Annotated in this window: 18 protein-coding genes; 10 read left to right on the top strand and 8 right to left on the bottom strand. The window is 71.1% G+C overall.

All coding sequences use genetic code 11. The features are described from left to right. Positions 1 to 38: 38 nt before the first annotated feature. Positions 39 to 2,192: a putative bifunctional diguanylate cyclase/phosphodiesterase gene (locus LWF15_RS13300; RefSeq protein WP_232810918.1), complete on the top strand. Its 2,154-nt coding sequence runs from the start codon at positions 39 to 41 to the stop codon at positions 2,190 to 2,192. Positions 2,193 to 2,223: 31 nt separating this feature from the next. Here the strand turns inward: LWF15_RS13300 and LWF15_RS13295 are convergent, their stop codons facing one another. Beyond that, complete coding sequence (locus LWF15_RS13295; protein WP_232810917.1) at positions 2,224 to 2,424, bottom strand: hypothetical protein; 201 nt, start codon at positions 2,422 to 2,424, stop codon at positions 2,224 to 2,226. Positions 2,425 to 2,557: 133 nt separating this feature from the next. On the opposite strand from LWF15_RS13295, the gene LWF15_RS13290 reads away from it, so the two are divergent. Further along, the gene (locus tag LWF15_RS13290; RefSeq protein ID WP_332879899.1) at positions 2,558 to 3,550 is read left to right on the top strand and encodes an AraC family transcriptional regulator; all 993 of its coding nucleotides are present in this window, start codon (positions 2,558 to 2,560) and stop codon (positions 3,548 to 3,550) included. A 320-nt stretch (positions 3,551 to 3,870) separates the two neighbouring features. On the opposite strand, the gene LWF15_RS13285 is transcribed toward LWF15_RS13290, so the two are convergent. After that, positions 3,871 to 4,698 carry a helix-turn-helix domain-containing protein gene (locus LWF15_RS13285; RefSeq protein ID WP_232810915.1) on the bottom strand — a complete coding sequence of 276 codons (828 nt, stop codon included), beginning with the start codon at positions 4,696 to 4,698 and terminating at the stop codon, positions 3,871 to 3,873. Between the two features lie 184 nt (positions 4,699 to 4,882). Between LWF15_RS13285 and LWF15_RS13280 the strand changes: the two genes are divergently transcribed. Next, positions 4,883 to 5,851, top strand: a complete 969-nt coding sequence (locus LWF15_RS13280) for an NmrA/HSCARG family protein (RefSeq protein ID WP_232810913.1) — start codon at positions 4,883 to 4,885, stop codon at positions 5,849 to 5,851. A gap of 87 nt (positions 5,852 to 5,938) precedes the next feature. Then, positions 5,939 to 6,127 carry a hypothetical protein gene (locus LWF15_RS13275; RefSeq protein WP_232810911.1) on the top strand — a complete coding sequence of 63 codons (189 nt, stop codon included), beginning with the start codon at positions 5,939 to 5,941 and terminating at the stop codon, positions 6,125 to 6,127. Between the two features lie 179 nt (positions 6,128 to 6,306). Here the strand turns inward: LWF15_RS13275 and LWF15_RS36320 are convergent, their stop codons facing one another. The 4 genes from LWF15_RS36320 to LWF15_RS13250 form a co-directional block, all read right to left on the bottom strand. Continuing rightward, positions 6,307 to 6,903: a sugar O-acetyltransferase gene (locus tag LWF15_RS36320; RefSeq protein WP_285618838.1), complete on the bottom strand. Its 597-nt coding sequence runs from the start codon at positions 6,901 to 6,903 to the stop codon at positions 6,307 to 6,309. Positions 6,904 to 6,914: 11 nt separating this feature from the next. After that, positions 6,915 to 8,498, bottom strand: coding sequence for a GGDEF domain-containing protein (locus LWF15_RS37485; protein WP_232810909.1), 1,584 nt, complete (start codon positions 8,496 to 8,498; stop codon positions 6,915 to 6,917). Between the two features lie 87 nt (positions 8,499 to 8,585). Continuing rightward, positions 8,586 to 10,418, bottom strand: a complete 1,833-nt coding sequence (locus tag LWF15_RS13255; RefSeq protein WP_232810908.1) for an FtsX-like permease family protein — start codon at positions 10,416 to 10,418, stop codon at positions 8,586 to 8,588. Next, positions 10,418 to 11,188: an ABC transporter ATP-binding protein gene (locus tag LWF15_RS13250; protein WP_232810906.1), complete on the bottom strand. Its 771-nt coding sequence runs from the start codon at positions 11,186 to 11,188 to the stop codon at positions 10,418 to 10,420. The genes LWF15_RS13255 and LWF15_RS13250 overlap by 1 nt, the downstream gene beginning before the upstream one ends. A gap of 107 nt (positions 11,189 to 11,295) precedes the next feature. On the opposite strand from LWF15_RS13250, the gene LWF15_RS13245 reads away from it, so the two are divergent. Together LWF15_RS13245 and LWF15_RS13240 are read left to right on the top strand one after the other, a co-directional pair. Then, positions 11,296 to 12,483, top strand: coding sequence for a sensor histidine kinase (locus LWF15_RS13245; protein WP_232810904.1), 1,188 nt, complete (start codon positions 11,296 to 11,298; stop codon positions 12,481 to 12,483). Next, a complete protein-coding gene (locus tag LWF15_RS13240) occupies positions 12,471 to 13,130 on the top strand; it encodes a response regulator (RefSeq protein WP_269810069.1) in 660 nt (219 codons plus the stop codon). Before LWF15_RS13245 ends, LWF15_RS13240 begins: the two co-directional genes overlap by 13 nt. A gap of 16 nt (positions 13,131 to 13,146) precedes the next feature. On the opposite strand, the gene LWF15_RS13235 is transcribed toward LWF15_RS13240, so the two are convergent. Continuing rightward, a complete protein-coding gene (locus LWF15_RS13235; RefSeq protein ID WP_232810902.1) occupies positions 13,147 to 14,262 on the bottom strand; it encodes a beta family protein in 1,116 nt (371 codons plus the stop codon). Positions 14,263 to 14,380: 118 nt separating this feature from the next. On the opposite strand from LWF15_RS13235, the gene LWF15_RS13230 reads away from it, so the two are divergent. Continuing rightward, positions 14,381 to 15,595 carry an MFS transporter gene (locus LWF15_RS13230; RefSeq protein WP_232810900.1) on the top strand — a complete coding sequence of 405 codons (1,215 nt, stop codon included), beginning with the start codon at positions 14,381 to 14,383 and terminating at the stop codon, positions 15,593 to 15,595. A gap of 17 nt (positions 15,596 to 15,612) precedes the next feature. Here the strand turns inward: LWF15_RS13230 and aztA are convergent, their stop codons facing one another. Next, positions 15,613 to 16,254 carry a zinc ABC transporter ATP-binding protein AztA gene (aztA, locus tag LWF15_RS13225; RefSeq protein ID WP_232810898.1) on the bottom strand — a complete coding sequence of 214 codons (642 nt, stop codon included), beginning with the start codon at positions 16,252 to 16,254 and terminating at the stop codon, positions 15,613 to 15,615. 57 nt (positions 16,255 to 16,311) lie between these two features. Here aztA and aztB point away from each other — a divergent pair, with 57 nt between their 5' ends. Genes aztB through aztC form a run of 3 tightly spaced genes read left to right on the top strand, consistent with a single transcriptional unit; the run spans position 16,312 to position 19,318 of the window. After that, positions 16,312 to 17,196, top strand: coding sequence for a zinc ABC transporter permease AztB (gene aztB, locus LWF15_RS13220; protein WP_232810896.1), 885 nt, complete (start codon positions 16,312 to 16,314; stop codon positions 17,194 to 17,196). A 2-nt stretch (positions 17,197 to 17,198) separates the two neighbouring features. Continuing rightward, positions 17,199 to 18,416 (top strand): YncE family protein, encoded by a 1,218-nt coding sequence (locus tag LWF15_RS13215; RefSeq protein ID WP_232810894.1) that lies wholly within the window; start codon positions 17,199 to 17,201, stop codon positions 18,414 to 18,416. Beyond that, a complete protein-coding gene (gene aztC, locus LWF15_RS13210) occupies positions 18,413 to 19,318 on the top strand; it encodes a zinc ABC transporter substrate-binding protein AztC (RefSeq protein ID WP_232810892.1) in 906 nt (301 codons plus the stop codon). The genes LWF15_RS13215 and aztC overlap by 4 nt, the downstream gene beginning before the upstream one ends. Positions 19,319 to 19,339 lie beyond the last annotated feature (21 nt).

Below are 19,339 nucleotides of genomic sequence, written 5' to 3'. Positions count from 1 at the left end.
CCACGTTGTGCCGGTGCGGCTCGAGAGACGGTTGACTGATGGTTGTCGGATGGGGGCTTCTGGCCACCGCGCTGTTGTTGTGCACGGCTCCCGTGCGCAGCAGTCGGGCGCGGCGGGAGGACTTCCAGCGCTGGCTCACGGCCGGCGCCGCCACGATCGTCGTCTCGGTCCTGCTCGCCTGTGTCCTCACCGGCCTGGTGGACTCCCGCCGGGCCGCGCTGGTGCTCTCGGTGGGCACCGGGCTGGCCTGCGGACTGCTGTACCAGGCGATGATCTCCTGGCTGCTGGCCCGCACCGGGATGCGGGCCAGCACCGAGAACGCCAACACGGCCGGCGCCCTGCTGGTGCTGATGGCGATCGGCAACCTTGTCCACGACCACCCCGCGGGGCCCTCGTCGCTGGCGTTCTGGCAGTTGCAGGCCGACATGTTCGCCGGCGGAACGGCCGTGACCGCCCTGGGCACCGCTCTGTGGATCGCCGTGCTGGCCCGTCTGGGCCGCGAGCGGCGGATGCGGCTCACGGTCTGGACCCTGACCTTCCTCAGCACCGTGAGCACCGTCAATCTGCTCTCGCCCGGCTTCGATCCGGTGCGGGCCGCGCCGGCCTGGCTGCTGGCCGCGGCCCTGCTCCTGATCGCCGCCCGGATGAAGGCCCCCGCCTGCTCGGCCGAGCCGGCCGTACCGCTGACCCGCTCCTCGATCTTCGGCTCGCTGATCGTGCTCTTCGCCGGAACCCTCACCCTGGCCGCGCAGATCGTGGTGGGCGGCGACGCCGGAGTGGCCGTGATCGTCCTCGTGGTCGGTGGCACCCTGCTGGCCGGGCAGCGCATGGTCGCGATGGTCGGCGAACTGACCGACCTCACCCGATCCCGCCACCAGGCCCTGACCGACGAGCTCACCGGCATCGCCAACCGGCGTTCGCTGCTGGCCGCGGTGGACGAGGCGGTCGAGCAGGGCGGCGCGGTGGCGCTGATGATCATCGACCTGGACCGGTTCAAGGAGGTGAACGACCGCTACGGGCACGCCACCGGCGACCAGGTCCTGCGGCACGCCACCCAGACCTTCGAACGCCGCCTGCCGCCGGAGGCGCTACTGGCCCGACTCGGAGGCGACGAGTTCGCGGTGCTCGTACCCGACACCCACCTGACCCCGGCCGTCGAGGTGGCCGAGCAGCTGCTCGCCGCGCTGACCCCGCTGCAGGACGACGGGCGACTGCTGGAGGTGGGCGCCAGCATCGGGGTGGCCCGCCTGGAGCCGGGCCTGATGAGCGGCGGAGAACTGCTGCGGCGGGCCGACGTGGCGATGTACCAGGCCAAGGTCTCGGGCCTGGGCGTGCGCGCCTACGACCGCGGGCTCGACGCCGCCGCCCGCGAGCGCCGCGAACTCCTGGAAGACCTGGGCGTGGCCCTGCGCGGCCCCGCCGACAACGGGCAGATCGTGCTGCACTTCCAGCCCCAGATGGACGTCTGGACGGGAGCGGTCGTCGGGGTCGAGGCCCTGGTGCGCTGGCAGCACCCCCGGCTCGGCCTGCTGTCACCGGACCGGTTCCTGGACATCGTCGAGAACAACGACCTCATGCCCGCCCTGACCGGCCGGGTGATGCGGATGGCGGTCGAGCACGGCCGTCACTGGCAGCAGGACGGCCGCCAGCTACGGATCTCGGTCAACCTCTCGGCCAGCTGCCTGACCGAGCCGGCCCTGCTGCCCACCGTCGACGAGATCCTCCTGGCCGGTCACGTCCGCCCCCAGGACCTGCTGATCGAGGTCACGGAGACCTCGCTGATGACCAACCGCGAGGACGCCCTGGCCGCCCTGCAGGCGATCAGCGCCCGCGGGGTGGGCCTGAGCATCGACGACTACGGCACCGGCTACTCCTCACTGAGCTACATGAACATCCTGCCCGCCACCGAACTCAAGATCGACCGCTCCTTCACCCGCAGGGTGGTCGAGGACGAGCGCACAGCGGCAATCGTCGCCGGCACCGCCGAACTGGCCCACCGCCTGGGCATGCGGCTGGTGGCCGAGGGTACGGAGGACGAGGCCGCACTGCGCCGGGTCCGGGAACTGGGCTGCGACATCAGCCAGGGCTACCTCCACAGCCGCCCCCTCCCACCAGAGGCCTTCGGCCAGTGGCTGACCGACCAGTCCAACCTCACCCAGGCCGCCGCCTACCCCAACGCAATAGCCCAGTAGCACGCTCGCACCAGCCACCAGCCACCAGCCATCAGCGACGAGCACCAGCCACCAGCCACGAGCCCCAGCGACGAGCACCCAGCCACCAGCAACGAGCCCCAGCGACGAGCACCCAGCCACCAGCACCAGTTACCAGCACCAGCCACCAGTTACCAGCACCAGTTACCGGCACCAGCACCAGCACCAGCACCAGCACCAGCACCAGCACCAGCCACGAGCTACCAGCCGACAAACCGCCGACGTCGAAGCAGTCGCGACCCCCACGCTGCCATTACGTTCTGCAACGGGGGTAATCCTGGGTGATCGCAGCCAAGACAACGGGAAGGATTTGCGAGGACGGTACGATCCGTAATGTGCAGTGGGGGATGTTTTATGGATCGTCCAGCCCAGCGCCAATGCTTGGCCCTTGTGATCCCGTGACCGGCACGATGAGCTTGCTCCGGCCCCGATCGGAGGTCTATCCGGGGTTCCGGGCGGCCGGGTCCTGGGCACTGCGCTTCGAGGCGTTCGATCACGTGCAGATCTGGGCCGTGGAGCGGGGCGAGTGCTGGCTGGAGTTCGAGGACGACCACGGGATCGCGCTCCTGAACGAGGGCGATGTCTTCCTGCTGGTCAACCCTCCGGCGTATCGGCTGTCCAGTTCTCTGACCGTGGAATCACTGCCGACGCAGGCTGTGTGGGAGAGCGCAGCGAACGGCCAGGTGTGTATCGGGTCCGAGGCGGATGTGGATTTCGGCCTGTTCGGTGGGCAGATCCGGTTCGACGAGGCCAATGCCGCAGTGCTGACCAACGTGCTGCCCCGACTGGTACACGTCCGGGCCGACGACGGGCGCAATGAGCAACTCGCCCAAGTGGCCGAGCTGTTCAGCACCGAAGTGAAGAACTGCAGCGTCGGTAGCCCTTTCCTGCTGGATCACTTGGTGCAGGTCCTCTTCGTGCACATGCTGCGCGCCCACGTCGGCCAGACCGAACATCCCCTCGGCTGGCTCGGAGCGCTCTGCGACGACGGCGTCGGTGCGGCCCTGCGCGCCCTGCACGGTGACGTGTCGCACCGCTGGTCCCTTCAGGAGCTGGCCGCCGTTGCCGGGATGTCCCGCTCCACGTTCGCGTCTGCTTTCAGGAAGCAGCTCGGCACAACGCCTTTGGAGTACCTGATCCAGTGGCGCATGAACCTGGCCCGCGACGCCCTACGCCGCAACACCCACTCCATCTCCGAACTCGCCGTCGCCACCGGCTACGAGTCCGAGAGCGCCTTCAGTACGGCTTTCCGGCGGGTGGTCGGCTCCTCACCCAAGCAGTACCGCGATGCCGCGTCCCGCCGGGAACCCGCCGGCTCACGGGCGGCCGGTTCAGGATGAACAGCCGCCGCTGTTCGACAGTCTCGGCGGTCTCGGCCGTCGGCGGTCTCGGCCGTCGGCGGTCTCGGCCGTCGGCAGTCTCGGCCGTCGGCAGTCTCGGCCGTCGGCAGTCTCGGCCGTCGGCAGTCTCGGCCGTCGGCAGTCTCGGCCGTCGGCAGTCTCGGCCGTCGGCAGTCTCGGCCGTCGGCAGTCTCGGCCGTCTCGGTGGCCGGCCGTCTCGGTGGCAGGCAGTCTCGGCGTCTCCGTGGCCGGCAGTCTCGGCGGCCGGCAGTCATCGGTCATTGGTCGGCTGTCGGCTGTCGGGGACAACCGCTCGGCGGTCAGCTCAGGCTGAGCAGCCGCAGCCGCTCGGCGGACACGTCGTCGGCCGGGGAGATGAAGTTGACTCGCTGCCCGGCGCCGTCGGGCACCCGCAGGCTCTCGTCGTTCAGGGTAAGCCGGCCTACCACCGGGTGGTCGAGCACGTGGACGCCGGCGGCGCACTCGGCCACCGGGTGCCGGGCCCAGATCCGGACGAAGTCCGGGCTCTTGATGCTGAGTTCGCCGATGATCGCCGCCAGGGCCGGGTCGTCCGGGTGCTCGCCGGTGGCCGTGCGCAGGTAGGAGGCCAGCTCGGTGGCCGCGCGCTCCCAGTCCACGTGCAGGTCGCGCATCGCCGGGTCGAGGAACATCCGCAGCACGCCGTTGGTGCGCCGGTCCGGGCGGAGGCCGAAAAGGGCGTTCCAGAGCCGGTTGCCGCCCAGATTGTCGAGGTGGCGGCCGATGATGCCGACCGCCTGCTCGGTGTTGGCCTCGACCATCGCCCGCAACGAGTCGCGCACCGTCTCGGGGCCGGTCTCGGAATCCGGGTCGCGGCGGGTGAACTGGGAGGGCCAGGCCAGCCGCTCCAGGTGCCGGCGCTCCCCCTCGGCCAGGCGCAGGGCCCGGGCCAGGGCGTCCAGGACGGAGTCGGACATCTGGTGGCTCTCGCCCTGTTCCAGCCGCGTGTAGTAGTTCACGCTCACCCCGGCGAGCATGGCCACTTCCTCGCGGCGCAGCCCCGGCACCCGCCGAGGCGTGCCGTAGGTGGGCACACCCGTCTCTTCCGGGCTCAGGGATGCCCGCCGGGTACGCAGAAAGTCGCCGAGGTCGTTCCTGAGTTCCGCCACCCGACCAGTATCGGCCGCCCCGCGGGCCCCAGCCATCCTCAGCCATCCCCTGCTGTTGGTACCCACCGGCTGGTGAGGTGCCGTCCCTGGTCGAAGGCGCAGGCTCGTCACCGCACCAGCAGGGCCAGCACAGCACGGCGCCGCACGGCCCGGCGCCGACGAGACCAGAGAAGAGCTGATCGAAGTGACCGACAAGAAGATCATTGCCGTGGTGGGGGCGACCGGGGCGCAGGGTGGGGGCCTGGCGCGGGCCGTCCTGGAGGCACCGGACGGGCCGTTCGTCCTTCGGGCAATCACCCGCAACCCCTCCTCGGCCAAGGCCCGGGCTCTGGCCGACGCGGGGGCCGAGGTGGTCGCGGCCGACCTCGGTGACGAGGCGAGCCTGCGGGCGGCCTTCGAGGGGGCCTACGGTGCGTTCGTCGTGACCAACTACTGGGATCCGGACGTCGCTCCCGGCCAGTCCCGCTCCAAGCTCGAACTGACGCAGGCCGCGAACGCGGCCCGGGCCGCCCGCGAGGCGGGGCTGAAGCACGTGGTCTGGTCGACCCTCGAGGACACCCGTCCCTATTTCCGGCACCTGGGGACCGACGTGCCGGTGCTGGAAGACGGTTACACGGTGCCTCACTTCGACGCCAAGGCCGAGGCGAACGCGTACTTCAACGAACAGGGCGTGCCCACCACGTTCCTGGAGACCACCTTCTTCTACGAGGCCTTCACGAGTGGGCAGGGGCCGCAGCGCGGGCCGGACGGCCGGCTGGTGCTTGCGTTGGCCATGGACGAGGCCGCGCTGTCCGCAGTGGCCGCCGAGGACATCGGCCGCACCGCGTACGGCATCTTCGCCGCCGGCCAGCGCTACGTCGGCCGGACGGTCGGCCTGGCCGGCACCCACGCCACCGGTGCCGAGATCGCCGGGCTGCTGGCCAAGGTGATCGGTGAACCGGTGGACTACCGGCCGCTGACCTTCGACCAGTTGCGCGCAGCCGGTTTTCCCGCCGCGGAGGAACTGGGCAACATGTTCCAGTTCTACGCCGAGGCCTCCGAGTCGTTCGTCGCGCACCGCGACCTGGAGCACCTGCGCACGCTCAACCCCCGGCTGCAGTCGCTGGAGGACTGGCTGCTGGCCCATCAGGAGGAACTCAGGGCCACGCTCTGACCTGGCCCCTGACCTGGGCCCGTACGCCACAGCACGGGCCGCATGATCGGTTCGCGCAGCAGAGCCGGCGGCACCAGGGTGTCGGTCATGGTCAAGCCAACGGATTCCACGGACAGCACCGACCCCATCGACCCCACCGACGCTGACGGGCAGGTGATCGACCCGGACAGCGACCCGGGCAACCTCAACCCGCGCGACACCCGGGACGAGGAGGCCTACGAGGGCGATCCCGACGGGGACCCGGGCAACCTCAATCCCCGCGACACCGGCGCCTGAGCGCTACCGCACGAAACGGCGATACAGGAGCAGCCCTACGACGACCACGACGATCAGGATCAGAAGCATGCGCATCGGGGCACCCAACGTAGAAGGCTGACGTCCGACCATCGTCACGGGCGGCCCGTCTTTCGGCAAGACGGGCAGCCCGTGGCCGGATCGTGCGGGATCGTGCGGGATCAGTGCATGGGGGTGAAACCGGTGCGGTCGGCGTCGGTCACCGGCCGTAACACCCGGGCCGGGTTGCCGGCCACGATCGTCCGGGAGGGGACGTCCTTGGTCACCACCGCGGCGGCGGCCACCACGGCCCCGTCCCCGACGGTGACTCCGGGCAGAATCGTTGCGCCGCCGCCGATCCAGACCTCGTTCCCGATCGTGATCGGCCGCGCTGTGCACGCGCCCGCCCGCCGCTCGGCCGGGTCGAGGGCATGGTTGGAGGTGTAGAGACCGACCTTGGGGCCGAGCAGGACGTGGTCGCCGATCCGGATCGGGGCGCCGTCGAGCATCACGCAGTCGAAGTTGGCGAAGAAGTTCTGCCCGAGGTGGATGTTCCGGCCGAACTCGCAGCGGAACACCGGCTCGAAGTTCGCTCCCTCACCGACCGAGCCCACCACCGAACGCAACAGTTCCTCGCGCTCGGCGGGCAAACGTCCATAAGAATCGTTGTAGGCACTGGTCGCCCTCACCGCCTCGATCCGGGCCTGGATCAGCTCGGGGGTGAGGTCGTCGTAGACGGCGCCGGTGGCCATGTGGGCGAACTGCTGCTCCAGGTTCACGAGCGGTCATCCTAGGTGAAAGTCGAACTCTCCTCGGCCCCGGAATCGGCCACCTGGGAAGTCTCTTCGCTGCGCCGGGGCCACGGGATGCGGGCCACCGCCGGAAGCTCACCCCGGCCGTCCGCGACCACCCGATTACGACCGTCGGCCTTCGCCCGGTAGAGCGCCTCGTCCGCCCGCTGGACCACGGCCGCAGGTCTCTCACCAGCCTCGGCGCAGGCCACTCCCGCGCTGATCGTCATCACGTCGTAGGGGTCGTTGCCGGGGTGGGCCAGCCGCTCCTGTTCCAGCACCTGACGCAGCCGGTCCACCACGGCGTGCGCCTGAGTCACGTCCACCCCGCGCAACAACAGCAGCAGCTCTTCGCCGCCGTAACGGTAGATCCGGTCCTGCCCCCGGCTGTTGCCGTCCAGCAGCAGCGCCAGCGACTTCAGGGCCAGGTCACCGGCCTGGTGCCCGAGGCGGTCGTTGTAGACCTTGAACCGGTCCAGGTCGAACAGCGCCACCGCGTACGTCTCCTCCCCCGCCTCGGACCGTTCGAAGGCCTCGCGCAGGTCGTCCTCCATCTGCAGCCGGTTCGCGATGCCCATCAGGGGGTCGGTGCGCGAGTCGTGCCGCAGCTCGCTGTTGGCCCGGCGCAGCACCGCTTCCCGGATGCCCAGCAACCCACCCACGATCGCGACACCACCGCTGAGCATGGCCAGGCGCAGGTCGCCGCTGGTGCCGATGAACAGCACCACGGCCAGCATCAGCAGCGAGGCGGTGGGCAGCACGACGCCCCGGTTACGCACCCCGCCCAGGTCGGCCCGGGCCTGTACGGGACGGACCGCCCAGCTGCCGACCCCGATCATCAGCATGCCCACGGCCCAGAACGCGTCGAGAACGCTCTCGCCCGCGACATAGGTGTTGTCCAGCAACGGCGGGGCCCAGGCGATGAAGGCGGCGGCCTCCACCATCAGCCCGAGCATGAGCGCCCCCAGGCCCCAGTTGTGGCGCAGCCGCAGCGAACCAGAAACAACCGCCTGCAGCATCACCGCCGCGGTGGCGACGTAGATGATGGGATACGCCAGGGCCGCCGCGACGGCCGGAGGGGCGGAGGTCGAGGCCTCGATGTCGCGCCAGAACAGCACCGGCAGGAGCACGGCGATCGCGGTCCACAGCGGTGCCAGCTCGAGCCAGGAGAGATCACGCCGCCGGGTCCGGCCATGCCCCAGACGGGTGATGCCCACCGCGGAGACGACCCCGGCGCTCAGCCAGCTGATGTCCGAGACGCTCGGCGAGGGCGGGTACGCGCCGGCCAGCGCGTCCTCGGAGTAGATCGTCACCGCCGCCAGCCAGAGCACGGCCCCGGCCAGCAGCAGTCGCCAGCCCTCACGATCGGAGGGACTGGTGGCGGCCGTGCACGCCAGCGCGGCGCCCGCCACCGCCACGATCCCCGAGGTCACCCAGTACCCGCAGGTCACCCACACGTCCAGGCGCCCGGAGACCCAGACGTCAGCCGCCAGGAGGGCCACGCTCAGCAACAGGCACAGAACGAGGGCGGCCGAAATCGCACGCCGCCCCCGTGTGCTGCGCCCACGTGCCCCTGCGCTCACCCGCGCCCCCTCAGGCCGGCCGACTCCTGCCACAAGATCGGCGATCATCGCCCGCCCCTTGAGCCACTTGCCCGGATCGACGGGTTCTCACTTCTCCAGCCGGCGGGTACCGGCCAGGGCAGCCACCAGGGTCAGCCCCGCGCAGGTGGCCAGCACGGCCGAAAGCGCCACCCACGGGACGGTGAACGGCTGCTGGGCCACGTCGGCCGCAGTGGCACTGCGGATGGTCCAGCCCACCACCACGGTGATGGTGGCGCCGGCCAGCAGCGCCGCCGACCCGATCAGCCCCGCCTCCCAGATCACCATCCGGCGCAGCTGCGCCCGGGTGGCCCCGAGCAGCCCGGCCAGGCGGGTCTGCGCGCGACGCTGGGAGGCGCCCATCAGCACCGAGTTCACGATGGCGATCGCGGCGTACAGCCCGGCCGGGCCGAGCAGCACCCACAACGCCAGGTTGTTGTTGGCCCGGACCTCGGCGTCGAGTTCGGCCAGGTAGGCGTCGGAGGTGAGCACCCGGGCACCGGTGCCGGACAGCTCTGCGGACAGGTCGTGATCGCCCGGGTCGACGAACCACACTGTGGGCTCCACGTCGCGCTGGCGCGGCGGGACCAGGTCCTTGCCGATCATCACGTCGCTGTAGAGGCCGGGAGCCTCCTGCACCACCGCGACCACCCGGCCGCCGAGCAGCCGGTCTCCCAGGCCGATCCCGGCGTCGGCCGACCAGCCGTCGGTGACCACCACCGCCTTGTCCACCCTCTTCAGCGACCCCTTCAGCACCGGCAGACTCCGCGCCGCAGCGGTGGTTTCCGGGTCGATGACGTCGATCGGCTCCGGCTCACGTTCGAGCCCGACCGGCAGAACGACCGTGACCCGGGGATCGACCAGGGGCAGACCGTCCAACCGGGCGGAGATATCCTCTCCAGCAGCATTTTCCACAACGTACGGGGTGTTGAGCTGCTCGCCGTCCAGCGCCGTCGTCCAGTCGGCGGTGAAGCTGAGGGTGACGATCAGCGAACCTGCGACGGCGGAGATGGCCAGGATCGGGGCGGCGATCGCGACGGGCGTGCGCACGGCGGTGCGGACGTGGTCGCGGGCCAGCCGGGCCGAGACGTCGCGTTCGGCGAATGGGCGGCCCAGCAGACCACTCAGAGCCGGAAACACCCACCCGCCGAAGCAGTACAGCCCCAGTACGATGATTTCGGGCAAGAGGACGCCCGCCACCAGCGCGAAGATCGGGTTCAGTTGGTGGGCGGCCAGCAGGGCGGCGGCCGAGCCGCCCAGGCAGGCCGTGCCGATCAGCAACTGCCATACGGTGGGACGGCGCCGCTCGACCCCGGCCTCCTGAAAAACCGCCACCGGCGAAACCTTTGCGGCTCGGCGGGAGGAACGCCAGGCTCCCAGGAGAGCAACCGTCATCGCACACGGCACGGCGATCGCCCAGGGCTGCCAGAGAGCGGGCATCACCAGATCGACGGTCAGTACACCGCGCCACTTCAGCAGGGCCAGGAAGGCCGGGGTGGCGATCGATCCGAGCAGACCACCGAGAACCGCTGCGAGCAGGGCCACCACCGTCGACTCCCCCAGCACCATCAGCCGGACCTGCCGGGGAGTGGCCCCCACCAGGCGCAGCAGTCCGAGCTGGCGCTGACGGGTGGCCACCACGAAGCCGAAGGTGCTGCCCACCACGAACACGGCCATGAAGAGCGCCACCGCGGCCATGATCCCGAACAGCGTGGAGAGACCCGAGATCTGCTCCCGTTCGTCCGCTCTCAACTCCGCGAGCTGCGCCGTTCCCTCCACCGCGGATCCGACGGTCACCGCGACGACCAGCAGGGCCACACCGAAGGTGAGTGCCACCAGCGCTCCGACGTACGGGGGCCAGGACCGGCGAACCGTCTGCCGGCTGAGCGTCAGCATGGTCATCATCGCTCCAGCTCGCTCATCGTGGCGGCGATCTGGGTGGCGTCCGCGCGGTCGAGACGGCCGACCACCCGGCCGTCCCCGAGGAACAGCGTGGAATGGGCGTAGGAGGCCGCGAGCGGATCGTGGGTCACCATCACCACGGTCTGGCCCCGGGTGTCCGACGCCTCGCGGAGCAGCTCCAGCACCCGCCGGCCCGAGGCCCGGTCGAGCGCGCCGGTCGGCTCGTCGGCGAAAAGCACGTCGGGCCGCAGATGCAGGGCCCGGGCGATGGCCACCCGCTGCTGCTGGCCACCGGACAGCTCCGGCGGCCGGTGCCGGGCCTTCTCCTCCAGCCCGACCTCGCGCAGGGCCTCCAGCACGGCGCCCTTGTCCACCCGGCGCCCGGCCAGCCGGGCCGGCAGGGCGACGTTCTCGGTCGCGGTGAGCGCGTCGAGCAGGTTGTAGGCCTGGAAGACGAAGGCCATCGAGGTACGCCGCAGCTTGGTCAGCTGGGTCTGGCTGAGCCGGCCGATCGGCACCTCGCCGATCCTGACCTCGCCCTGGGTGGGCCGGTCCAGCCCGGCCGCGATCTGCAGCAGGGTGGACTTGCCGGAGCCGGAGGGCCCCATCACCGCGGTGAAGGTGCCGCGCAGGAACGTGTGGGTCACCCCGCGCAGGGCGTCTACTTGTCCGGCCCGGGACCGGTAGGTGCGGGAGATGCCGTCGAGGGTGACGGCGACCGGGGGAAACGGAGCCGGCTGGTTCACCGGGCTGGTGATCGGGATCGTCATGGTTCGATCCCACCGCTCGCGGCGGGCTTTTTCAGTGGCCCGCACGCGAGAACGGGGTAGCGCCGACGCTACCCCGCACCAATCGTCCAACCTCTATTCTCGGGATCATGACTGACGCGGGAACGGCGCTCCGCCGCCACCCTGCGCGCTTTCTCGGCTCGTCCTGGCCGTGGCGCTCGATCGCCTACCTGGCCACCACCGTGGTCGCCGGCCTCGCGGTCTGGCCCCTGCTGGTGGTTTCGGCGCTGCTCGGCGGGGTGCCGGCCACGCTGGCCGGGGCGGTGGAACGCAGCCGCCTGCGGCTGGTGCAGCAGCGTCCGCCCGAGCCGATCGGGCTGCGGGCCCGGCTGCGCGCGCGGCAGCGGATGCCGGTCGACTGGCTGGAGATCGCCTACCTGCTCCTGCTCGGCACCGTGCTGTGGCTGGTCGACACCGTCGCACTGCTGTTCGCAATCATCACCCCGGCAGCCATGCTGGCCGCACCCTGGCTCGCCACCCGGGAGCAGATACAGGTCATCGGCTGGCAGGTCAGTTCCGGGGGCGAGGCCTGGCTGGCCTCCGGGCTGGGTGTGCTGCTCGCGGCCGCGGCGGCCTACCTGCTCACCCTCCTCGCCGCCGGTCAGTCACGGCTGGCCCGGGCCCTGCTCGACTCCCGGGCCGGCGACCTGGCCGCGACCGTGGCCGACCTGCGGCGTTCCCGGGTGGACCTGGTCGACGCCTTCGAGACCGAACGGCGGCGGATCGAACGGGATCTGCACGACGGCGTCCAGCAGCGGCTGGTCGCGCTGACCATGACGCTGGGCCGGGCCGAGCTCGACGTGCCCGAGGGCCCGGGCCTGGAGGCGCTGCACGACGCCCAGCGTCAGGCCGAGGCCGCTCTCGCCGACCTGCGCAGCACGATCCGCGGTATCCACCCCCGGGTGCTGGTCGACCACGGTCTGGCCGCAGCCGTGCACGAGATCGCCGACCGCTCGCCGGTTCCGGCCACCGTCGACGTCCGGCTCGAGGGACGGCTGCCCCCACCGGTCGAGCAGGCGGCCTACTTCGTGGTCAGCGAGGCCCTGACCAACGTGGCCCGGCACTCCCGGGCCCGCCGGGTCGGGGTGCACGCCTGGCGGCAGGGCCAGACCTTCGTGCTGACGGTGGAGGACGACGGGGTGGGAGGAGCCACCGCCCACGGCCCCGGCACCGGGCTGGCCGGGCTGCGGGTCCGGCTCGACGCCCTGGGTGGCACGCTGCGAGTGACCAGCCCGCCCGGCGGCCCTACGGAAATGAGGATGGAATGCCCGGTCTGAGGATCGTGCTCGCCGAGGACGCGGCTCTGCTGCGCGAGGGCCTGGTCGGCATCCTCGAGCGCACCGGCCACGAGGTCGTCGCGGCCGTCGAGAACGCCGAGGCTCTGCTCGCTTTCACCGCCCGGCACCAGCCCGACCTGGTGATCACCGATATCCGGATGCCGCCCACGCACACCGACGAGGGCCTGCGCGCCGCCGGCCGGATCCGCGCCGAGCACCCCGGCATCGCGATCCTGGTGCTCTCGGCCTACGTGGCCGAGGCCTACGTGCCCGAACTGCTCGACGCCACCGCCGGGCGGGGCGCGGCCGGGGTCGGCTACCTGCTGAAAGACAGGGTGGGCCACGTCCGGGAGTTCCTCGCCGCCCTCGAGCGGGTGGCCGCCGGCGAGACGGTGGTCGACCCCGAGGTGGTGCGGCAACTCCTCGGCCGCCGCCGCGACGACGGCCCCCTCGCCTCCCTCACCGAACGCGAGCGCGAGGTCCTGGGCCTGATGGCCGAGGGCCGGACCAACGCCTCGATCGCCCAGGCGCTGGTGGTCAGCGAGGCCGCCGTGCGCAAACACGTCGGCGGCATCTTCGCCAAGCTGTCCTTCGACCCGGCCTCCGACCGCCGGGTCTCGGCCGTGCTGGCGTATCTGCGAGGCTGATCCCTTCTGAAACCGCTCAGGGCAGACCGGAGCGGATCAGTGAGTCGACAACGAAGTCGACGTGATGTGCGGTTCCCAGTTCATTCCAGCGGGAGGCGCCACCCGGTCCGTCGAAATGGCTTCTGGGATCGGCGATGCACTGGTCGGCCGGGCCGAGGTCGGAGCAGAACTCCGGATGGTCACCGATCTCCTGGCAGATGTCGAAGAACTGCCCATTCCGCCGGGGGTCGCCCTTCTGCCGGCCCCGGAGAACCAGCCAGCTCCCCGTCGTGGTGTACCGCAGCTGAGGCGACGGCCTCACCCACGGTGGCCGAGGCGGCCTGGGGCCGGGATGGCTGATGGCGTAGTCGCCGTAGACGGGCAGCCGACCCGGCTGCGTGGACTTCAGGCATTCCCAGACGGCCGCGTCCGCTCGCGGAAGCCGGGTCAGTGACCAGGACCGGACCCGGCCCAGATCGGCCGGAAAGGCACCGGCCACCAGAACGAGACGGCGGTAGCTGTCCAGGCCCACCAGCCCGCCCAGGGCGCGACTCAGACGACTGCCGGCCGAGTGCGCATCGGCGTCGGTGGCCACGTAGGCGAGGTCGATGATCAGATCTACCTCGTCGGGCCGGGCGCCGACATCGCCCAGAAGGGCGCGCAGGCGGCCGGACACTGCCCCGCCGCGGGTGTCCAGGTCGTCCAGGTCGGCGCGAGTGAGCATGATCCGGACGGCCAGTCCGTTGCCCTGCTCGGAGAGGGCCTGAGCCGCATCGGCCCGGACCGCAGCGTGCGCGTCGAGTCTGATGACCGGGACCATGACCCGGAACAGACCGCGGGCCTCCTGTACCAGAGCCCGTAACGCGGTCCGGCCGCCGGTCTCTCGGACCGAGAGATGGGCACCGTCCACCATCACCGGCTTCGGCCAGCATTGGTCAAGTTTCGCGAACCAGCGCATCAGCCCGCCCGGCTCGTGCAGCCGGTAACCCTGGTCCGGCATGACTTCCAGGAGCGGGTAGCTACGTCTGCGCGCCTGCTGACCCATCCGGGCCAGGGCTGCGAGCTCACCTGCGTGCGCCTTCAGGACAGGAACGTAGACGGGTGGCGCCGGCCGGGCGCCCGGCGGGTCCTCGTCCAGGTCGAAAAATTCCACGCCACCTCCGGTGTCGGCACCGCACGACTTCCAGTGGGCGCCGAGGACGGGGTCGCGTCCAGCCCCTGTGCGACATCAAGACCGTGGTCGGCAACGATCCGTCTGTCAGGCTGAGGGCATGGAGGTGAACCGGGCAGCGGCGCGTGTGCAGATCGGGCTGATCGCCGTGGTCCAGGTGCTGGCCCTGGCGGTCTGGTTCTCCGCCACCGCTGTCGCCCCCACCCTGCGCGGTGAGTGGGGTCTGAGTTCGGCGGAGGCGGTGTGGCTGACCGCGACCGTGCAGATCGGGTTCGCGGTGGGCGCGGTGCTTTCCAGCGGGTTGGGCCTGGCCGACCGGTTCCCGCCCCAACTGCTTATGGCGGGCTCGGCGGTGGGGGCCGGGGCCTGCACGGCTCTGCTGGCGCTGACTGCGGACGGGCTGGCGCAGGCGGTGCCGTTGCGGGCGCTCACCGGGGTGTTCCTGGCCGGGGTGTATCCGGTGGGGATGAAGCTGACCGCCTCGTGGACGGCTCCAGCCGACCGGGGGCGGGCGTTCGGCATCCTGATCGGGGCACTCACCCTGGGCTCGGCCCTGCCCCAGGTCATTCTGGGCACCGCCACCCTGCCCTGGCGGGGCGTGATGCTGACTGCCGCGGCTCTGGCGCTGGTGGCGTCCGTAGTTGCCGCTCTGGCCGTGAAGCCGGGCCCGCTGTTGGCCGGCGGTTCCAGGCCGCAACTGCGGCATGTTTTCGACGGCTTCCGCCGGCCCCTGCCTCGTCTGGCCAATCTCGGCTACTTCGGGCACATGTGGGAGCTGTATGCGCTCTGGACGTGGCTGCCGACCTTCGTCCTGGCCAGTCAGGCCGCCCACGCCGGGCGGGAAACCCTGGGCTCGGTGCGCGATGTGGGCCTCACCTCGTTCGCGGCCATCGGCCTGGCCGGGGTGGTGGGCTGTCTGCTGGGCGGCTGGGCCTCGGACCGGTTCGGGCGGGCCACCGCGGCCGGTGCGGCTCTGGCGGTCAGTGGTCTGTGCTGTGTGCTCTCGCCCTTGGCCTTCGGGCGCTCACCGGCTCTGCTGCTGGTGTTCGTCTGCGTGTGGGGCGCTGCGGTGATTGCTGATTCGGGGGTCTTTTCCACTGCCCTGAGTGAGACGGCCGACCAGCGCTATGTCGGCACCTCGCTGACGGTGCAGACGGCCTGCGGCTTCTCGCTCACGGTGGTGACGATCCAGCTGGTGCCGGTGCTCGCCGCGGCCGTGGGCTGGCAGTACGCGCTGGCCGGGCTCGGATTCGGCCCGCTCGTCGGGGTGGTGGCCATGGTCCGGTTCGGTCGGCTGCAGCAACCGAGCCGCTGACCTTGCGGCTCCGGCGCTCAGGACCCGACCCGGCGGCCCGCTTCCAGACGCACCACCAGATCGGCGGTCTCGATGGCCTCGTCGTCATGGGTGACGCAGGCCACCGCCGCCCCGCGGGCGGCCTCCTGCGCGAGCATGGCCCGGGTGCGGGCCCGGCTGGCGGCGTCGAGCCCGGCCGCCGGTTCGTCGAGCAGGAAGATGCGGGCCTGGCGGGCGATGCCCTGGGCCAGCAGCGCGCGCTGACGCTGCCCTCCGGAGAGGGCCGAGAAGGGCCGATCGGCGAGATCATTCAGGTGCACGCGGTGCAGGGCCTCCTCGACCCGGCCCCGCCGCTGCACCTGGCCCGGCCGCAGAGCCCGCGGTGTGCGTGTGTGCCAGGTGCCCATCGTGACCACCTCTCGCACGGTGAGCGGCAGCGCCTCGGGAGCGGCCGGGCGCTGCACCACCAGCGCCACCTGATCTGCGCGTTCGACCGAGCCTGAGCCGGGCCGGAGCACCCCGGCGAGGATCTCGACCAGCGTGGACTTGCCGGCCCCGTTGGGACCGGCGATCGCGGTGAGCACCCCCCAGGGCAGGTCGAGGTCGACACCTCGCAGGACCGGGGTGTCGTCGTAGGAGAAGTGCAGGCTGCGCGCGCGGACGGCGGGGTCGGTGGTCATCTCCCTCACTCTAACCGAGATTGAGAACGGTTATCATTCGTGTGTAGTGTGCGGATCGTGCACTGGTTGACCGATCCGTTCAGCGTGGGCTTCGTCCTGCGGGCCCTTCTGGGGGGCTCCCTCGTCGCAGTGATCTGCGGCGTGGTGGGCACCTGGGTGGTGATCCGCGGGATGGCCTTCCTGGGCGAGGCGGTCGGCCACGGCATGCTGCCCGGGGTGGCCCTGGCCACCGTGGCCGGGGCGCCGGTGATGCTGGGCGGCGCGATCAGCGCGATCACCATGAGCGCGCTGATCGGGGTGCTGCAACGGCGCGGCCGGCTCTCGTACGACACCAGCATCGGGCTGCTGTTCGTGGGCATGCTCTCGCTGGGCGTGATCATCGTCTCGCACTCACGCTCGTTCGCCACCGACGCCACCGCCATGCTGTTCGGCGACATCCTGGCCATCGACCAGGGCGACCTGATGGTCCTCCTGGTCTCCACCGCCCTCACCCTGGCGATCGCGACCGGCTTCCACCGCAGCTTCGTCGCGGCCGCCTTCGACCCCCGTATCGCCCAGACCCTGGGCCTGCGCCCCCAGCTGGCCCAGCTGGCCCTGGTCGGGCTCGTCACCCTCGCCGTGGTCTCCTCGTTCCAGGCCGTCGGCAGCCTCCTGGTGGTGGGCCTGCTCCTGGCCCCCGCCGTGGCCGCCGGCCCCTGGACCAGAACGATCCCCACTCGCATGGTCCTGGCCACCGCCTTCGGCGTCCTCGCCGTGGCCACCGGCCTGCTCTGCTCCTGGTACGCCGGCACCGCCGCCGGCGCCTCCATCGCCGCCGCGGCCATCGCCTTCGCCCCGATCTCCGGCGTCCTCGCCCAGCTCAGCCGCCGGCGCCGCCCGGCACCCGTCGCCGAGCCGGCGGCCCCCGCCGCCTTCGCTCTCGACTCCCCCTCCGGAAAGTGAACATGCACCGCCGAACTCGACCAGCACTGCTAGCCGTCCTGACCATCCTGGCTCTGGCCGCCTGCTCCAACGAAACTCCCCCCACACCCACACCCACACCCGAATCGAGTGAAGGGCACGGCGCCGTCGCCGGCGCCGCCGAGGTGGCCGAACCGCAACTGCATCTCGTTGCGGTCGACGCCGAGGGCAAGAGCGCGATGCTCGATCTGCTCAACGGCACCGAAACCCCCCTCGACACCGTCGGCGCGGCCGAAACGGTCACCACCGAGGGCCGATACGTCTTCGCCGCCGACGAGTCCGGAATCAGCATCATCGACAGCGGCGTCTGGACGTGGGACCACGTGGACCACTTCCACTACTACCGAGCCGAACCACGCACCATCGGGAAGCTTTCCGGCCAGGGCGTGGCCACCGTCTCAACCGGCCCGCTCTCCACCGCCGGCACCACCGGCGTCTTCTTCCCCGACTCCGGCGAAGCCGTCCTCCTCGACAACAAGGCGCTCTCCGAGGGAAAGATCAGCAAATCCCTTCGTCTGAAGACCACCCCGCACGCCGGGCTCATCGCCCCACTCCCCGCGGGCGCACTGGTCAGCGAAGAGGCCACCCGACTGAACCTGATCGACCTCGAGGGCAAGAAGCTCGACTCGGTCGACTGCGAGAACCCGTCGGGCACCATCACCACTCGGGTGGGCCTGGTCGTGGGCTGCGCCGACGGCGCCGTCCTGGCCACCACCGAAGGCGAGAACACCGAACTGCAGCACATCCCCTACCCGTCCGGAGCAGCGGCTCCCGCCACCTCTTTCGAAGCCCGTAAGGGCCGCCCCACCGTGGCCGGGATCGGCGACGGTAAGGGGATCTGGTTGCTCGACACCCGTGAGAGCAGTTGGCAGTGGCTGAAGACCACCACCCCCGTGGTCGCCGCCGCTGCCGTGGATGACGCAGACCAGCACGTGGTGGCCGTGGGAGAGGACGGCACCGTGCAGGTGTACGACGCGGAGTCGGGTAAGCAGCTCGCCGTCACCGAGCCACTGCTGGCGAAGACCCTGGCCGACCCGGCCCTGTCCGGCAGCGTGCGGGTCACGGTCGACGGGCAGCGCGCCTACGTGAACGCCGCCGCCGGCGGTGTCGTGCACGAGATCGACTACGCCGACTCGGCCAGAGTTGCGCGATCCCTCGAACTTCCCGCCCAGCCGGTTCATCTCGTGGAGGTCGGCCGATGAGGCGCGGCGCACTGCTCACCCTGGCCCTGACCTTCGCCCTGAGCGGGTGTTCCCAGGCCTCGGGCAGCGACCGGCCCCAGGTGGTGGTCACCACGAACATCCTCGGCGACGTGGTCGAGCAGGTGCTCGGCGACCAGGCCGAGGTGACCACCCTGATGCAGCCGAACGCCGACCCGCACTCGTTCGAGATCTCCGCCCGGCAGGCCGCCGAGATGGACCGGGCCGACCTGGTCGTCTCCAACGGCCTGGGCCTGGAAGAGGGCCTGCAGCAGCATCTCGACCGGGCGGCCGAGGCCGGCGCCCCCACCCTGGTGGCCGGAGACGTGATCGAGGTGGTCCCCTACGCCTCCGGGGAGGCGGCCGGCGCGCCCGACCCGCACTTCTGGACCGATCCGGCCACGATGACCGCCGTGGTCGACGCCCTGGAGTCGTCGGCCGCCGAGATCGACGGTATCGACTCCGAGAAGCTGGCCGCCTCGGCCGAGGCCTACCGCGCCGAACTGGCCGCGCTCGACGCGGAGATGACCGAGGCGTTCGCCGCGATCCCCGCCCAGAGGCGCGCCCTCGTCACCAATCACCATGTCTTCGGTTACCTGGCCGAGCGTTTCGGCTTCCGCCTGATCGGGGCGGTGATTCCGGGCGGCACCACCCTGGCCGCCCCCAGTGCGGCCGACCTACGCGATCTGAGCAGCGCGATCGAACAGGCCGCGGTGCCCACCATCTTCGCCGAGTCCTCCCAGCCCGACCGGCTGGTGCAGGTTCTCGCCAGCGAGGCGAAGGTCCAGGTCGACGTGGTCGAGCTGTTCACCGAGTCGCTGACCGCTCCCGGCGAGGGCGCCGACAGCTACCTGCAGATGATGCGCGCCAACACCCAGCGCATCGCCGACGGCCTGAACCCCTGATTTTCAAGCAGTTCCGACAGA

The sequence above is a fragment of the Kineosporia rhizophila genome (genome assembly GCF_021277265.1).
Lineage (GTDB): Bacteria > Actinomycetota > Actinomycetes > Actinomycetales > Kineosporiaceae > Kineosporia > Kineosporia rhizophila.
The sequence above is the reverse complement of the archived record's forward strand: the minus strand, read 5'-3'. Positions and strand labels throughout refer to the sequence as shown.